4 protein-coding genes are annotated in these 3,315 nt (G+C 70.1%); 3 read left to right on the forward strand and 1 reads right to left on the reverse strand.

Features of this window, described 5'->3' with window-relative positions:
* Nucleotides 1-226, reverse strand: a 226-nt coding sequence (locus VGR06_RS28765; RefSeq protein ID WP_327562285.1) for a hypothetical protein, incomplete at its 3' end; no start/stop codon positions are given.
* Nucleotides 227-526: 300 nt separating this feature from the next.
* Between VGR06_RS28765 and VGR06_RS28770 the strand changes: the two genes are divergently transcribed.
* From VGR06_RS28770 to VGR06_RS28780, 3 genes are all read left to right on the forward strand, one after another.
* On the forward strand, nucleotides 527-760 hold the full coding sequence (locus VGR06_RS28770; protein ID WP_327562288.1) for a hypothetical protein: 234 nt from the start codon (nucleotides 527-529) through the stop codon (nucleotides 758-760).
* A gap of 367 nt (nucleotides 761-1,127) precedes the next feature.
* Nucleotides 1,128-2,261, forward strand: a complete 1,134-nt coding sequence (locus tag VGR06_RS28775) for a ScyD/ScyE family protein (RefSeq protein WP_327562286.1) — start codon at nucleotides 1,128-1,130, stop codon at nucleotides 2,259-2,261.
* Between the two features lie 131 nt (nucleotides 2,262-2,392).
* Nucleotides 2,393-3,031: a DNA-3-methyladenine glycosylase 2 family protein gene (locus VGR06_RS28780; protein WP_327562287.1), complete on the forward strand. Its 639-nt coding sequence runs from the start codon at nucleotides 2,393-2,395 to the stop codon at nucleotides 3,029-3,031.
* Nucleotides 3,032-3,315 lie beyond the last annotated feature (284 nt).

Here is a 3,315-nt window from a genome sequence, read left to right on the forward strand (position 1 = left end):
AACGCCGCGCGGCGACCAGCGCCCCCAGGGTGGTGAACACCAGGATCCACACGGCGAAGCTGAGGTCGTCGCGCATGCTCTTGTGCAGGTCTGGCAGCACGGCCGGGACCTGGGCGGAGCGACTGTAGGCACCGCCGTAGACCCCGGCCAGCACGCCGCCTGCTGCCAGGGCGACCGACAGCCCCCACAGCGACCAGGCAGCCCGGGCTGCGGTCCGGCGGGTCATGGCGGCCTGCTGCGGCAGCGCCCCCACCGTTCAGCTGTAGGTGGCCGCGAGCTGCCGAGGAAGGCAAGCGCGACGGGGCCGACGCCACGGTGTGGCCGCTCAGCGTGCCGGCTGGTCGGCCAGGATGCAGCCGCCACCATCATCGTCTCCCGCTACGGGCGCGGAATCCGTCCGCGTTCCGCATGACCCTACCGCTCGACCGTCCCGGGACCGTTACGAACATCGTCACCGCAACGCGGCAATGACACTTAAGAAACAATTCGCGTTTGGAACGAATGCCGCGAAACGCTAGTATGCGTCATGGCCTACAACTTCCTGCGCGGCGACCGCGACCAGCCGTTCCTGCTGCCTCCCGACCTTCGAGACTGGCTGCCCCAAGACCACCTCGCCTGGTTCGTGCGCGACGTGACAGATCAGCTCGACCTGGCGCCGTTCCTGCGCGGCTATCGGGCCGATGGGCACGGCCATCCCGCCTACGACCCCAAGACCCTGCTGGGCGTGCTGGCGGCACACGGCCGCCCAGCCAGTGGTTAGCCCGGCGACCACCTGAGCCACGCTCCAGGAGGGGACGCAGCCACCGCGGCGGGCGCCGTCCACCCGGCGGGAGCGGCCACCGCGACGCTCCCCGACCCGAGAAGCCGCTGACGACCTGCACGCTCCGCCTTTGCGCAACAGGCTCAGATCGCCCAGAACTTGAACGTCTGTGGGCCAGGATCGACGAAGATGGTGAACACCACCCGCCAGTCTGCGTCCTCCGGGCCACCGGTGCCGATCTGTCCACTACCCTCGAGCGATCAGGCCGGCCAGGTCGTTACCCGCAGGCGTCGATCGGCCACGGCTTGACCCGTTCGACCTCGAATGAGAGCGTCTCGGCACCGGCATCCGCCCGGAGGAGGGGTCTATGCGCTTGTTCCGCGTCCTGCTCATCGTGCTGCTTCTCGCGCTCGGGGTGGCGCCCGCTTCGGCGGCAACGACCAGCGTGGACGTCGTGGCGTCCGGGCTCGACAGCCCGCGGCATCTGGCGTTCGGGTCGCGAGGGGACTTGTTCGTGGCGGAGTCTGGCCGGGGTGGCAGCGGGCCGTGCTTCTTTGGTGGTGAGGGTCCCGCGTGCATGGGCGCCACGGGCGCGGTGACGAAGATCGACCGGTGGGGCCACCAGTCGCGGATCGCCGAGGGCCTCGCCTCGTACGCGAACACGCCGGACAACACGAACGCCATCGGCCCGCACGGCATCACGGTGCTCGGTGCCGATCGCGTCTATGTCACCAACGGCGGGCCTACGGAACCCAAGGACGCGTCCGGCTCGCCGATCTCCCGGGACACCCTGGCCGCGCAGAACCCGGTCGCGGACCTCTTCGGCCGACTGCTGCTGATCCGGCACCACGAGAAGATCCGGAAGGTCGCCGACCTCTGGGCGTTCGAGCGCGACGTGAACCCGGATGCGGCGGTCGGCAACCCAGCGGTCGACTCCAACCCCGTCGACGTCCTCTTCGACCGCGGGCGCTTCGTGGTGGCCGACGCGGGCGGCAACGCGATCGACGTCGTGAATCACAGGGGTGGCGTCTCGAACCTGGCGGTGTTCGCCAACCGCCCGGTTCCCAACCCGTTCGGCGGGCCGGAGATCCCGATGCAGGCCGTGCCCACGTCGGTCGTCGTGGGGCCGGATCGCCAGTACTACGTCAGCCAGCTCACCGGCTTCCCGTTCCCGCCCGGCGGCGCCAACGTCTACCGCGTGAATCCGCGCACCGGAGCAGTGACCGTCTTCGCGAGCGGATTCACGAACATCATGGACCTCGCGTTCGGGACGAATGGCACGCTGTACGTGCTCGAGATCGACCACGATGGGCTGCTGGGAGGGTCTACCGATGGCGGCCTCTTTGCCGTGTCCCCTGACGGGACGAAGCGGCAGATCGCCCTGGCCCCCGGGACGCTCACCATGCCCGGCGGCATCGCCATCGGCAAGGATGGGCTCTACGTCACCAACAACGCAGGCTCGCCCGGCGGCGGGCAGGTGCTGCGCATCCGGACGAGCTGACGCGCGCCACCTCACCCGCCGGCCGCCACCTTCCGCTCGAGGGAGACCCACGGATCGGGAATACGGGCTGCCATGGCCGCGCTGTCGTCGTCAGGAATCAGCTCGGAACGGCAGTCGGAATCGAGGGTGGCATGGGCGAGAGGCTGAAGGGTCCCGATGCCGCGGCACTGGCGAGCTTGCGGAGGGCCGACCCGGTGATCGCCGCGCTGATCGACGCCAACCCGGAGTTCGACCCGGACGCCTGGCTGGAGCAGCTGCCGGTGATGGACGCCTTCGGCGTCCTGATCTTCCAGGTGATCGGCCAGCAGCTTTCCGTGGCGGTCACGCGGACGATGCTCGGCCGCCTGATGGACCGCTTCGGCGGACGGCTGCCCACGCCCGACCAGCTGCTGGCCGCCGACCCCGAGGACGTCCGCGCCGCCGGGCTCTCGCGCCGCAAGGTGCAGACGCTGCGTGAGCTCGCCGAGCGGTTCGTCGACGGCCGGCTCAGCCCCGCCGAGCTGGAGCGGCTCCCCGACGAGGAGGTGGTGGCGCGCCTCACCGAGGTCTCGGGAGTCGGCCGCTGGACCGCCGAAGGGTTCCTCGCGATCGCCCTCCACCGCGACGACGTGGTGCTCCCCGGGGACCTCGCGCTCCGCAAGGCGATCCAGCGCGCCTACGGGCTCGACCACCTCCCCAGCCAGGCCGAGGTGGTGGCCATCGCGGAGGCGTGGCGACCGCACCGCAGCCTGGCCGTGAGCTACCTCTTCGCCTCCGCGTACGGCGCCTAGCCCGGCTGCCGGCGGTGCCACCACGTCACGGCGCAATCCGGCGTGGATGGCACGCATGAAGCCGAGTTCTCCTTCCTCGGAGACTCGAGGCGTCGAGCTGTCGGATCGGGTGGTTCACCGATCGTCGTATCTTCGTCAGCACCACCTAGCCAGGAGCACGAACCCATGAGGTACATGATGTTCGTCGTCGTCGACCCGGACGCAGCCGCCGAGGCCGAGCCGTCAGAGGACGACCTGACCATCGAGCAGTGGCTGGCCGACGTCGAAGGCCGGGGGAAGCGCGT

It is taken from the genome of Actinophytocola sp., from assembly GCF_036002505.1.
In the GTDB taxonomy this organism is placed as follows: Bacteria; Actinomycetota; Actinomycetes; order Mycobacteriales; family Pseudonocardiaceae; genus DASYTH01.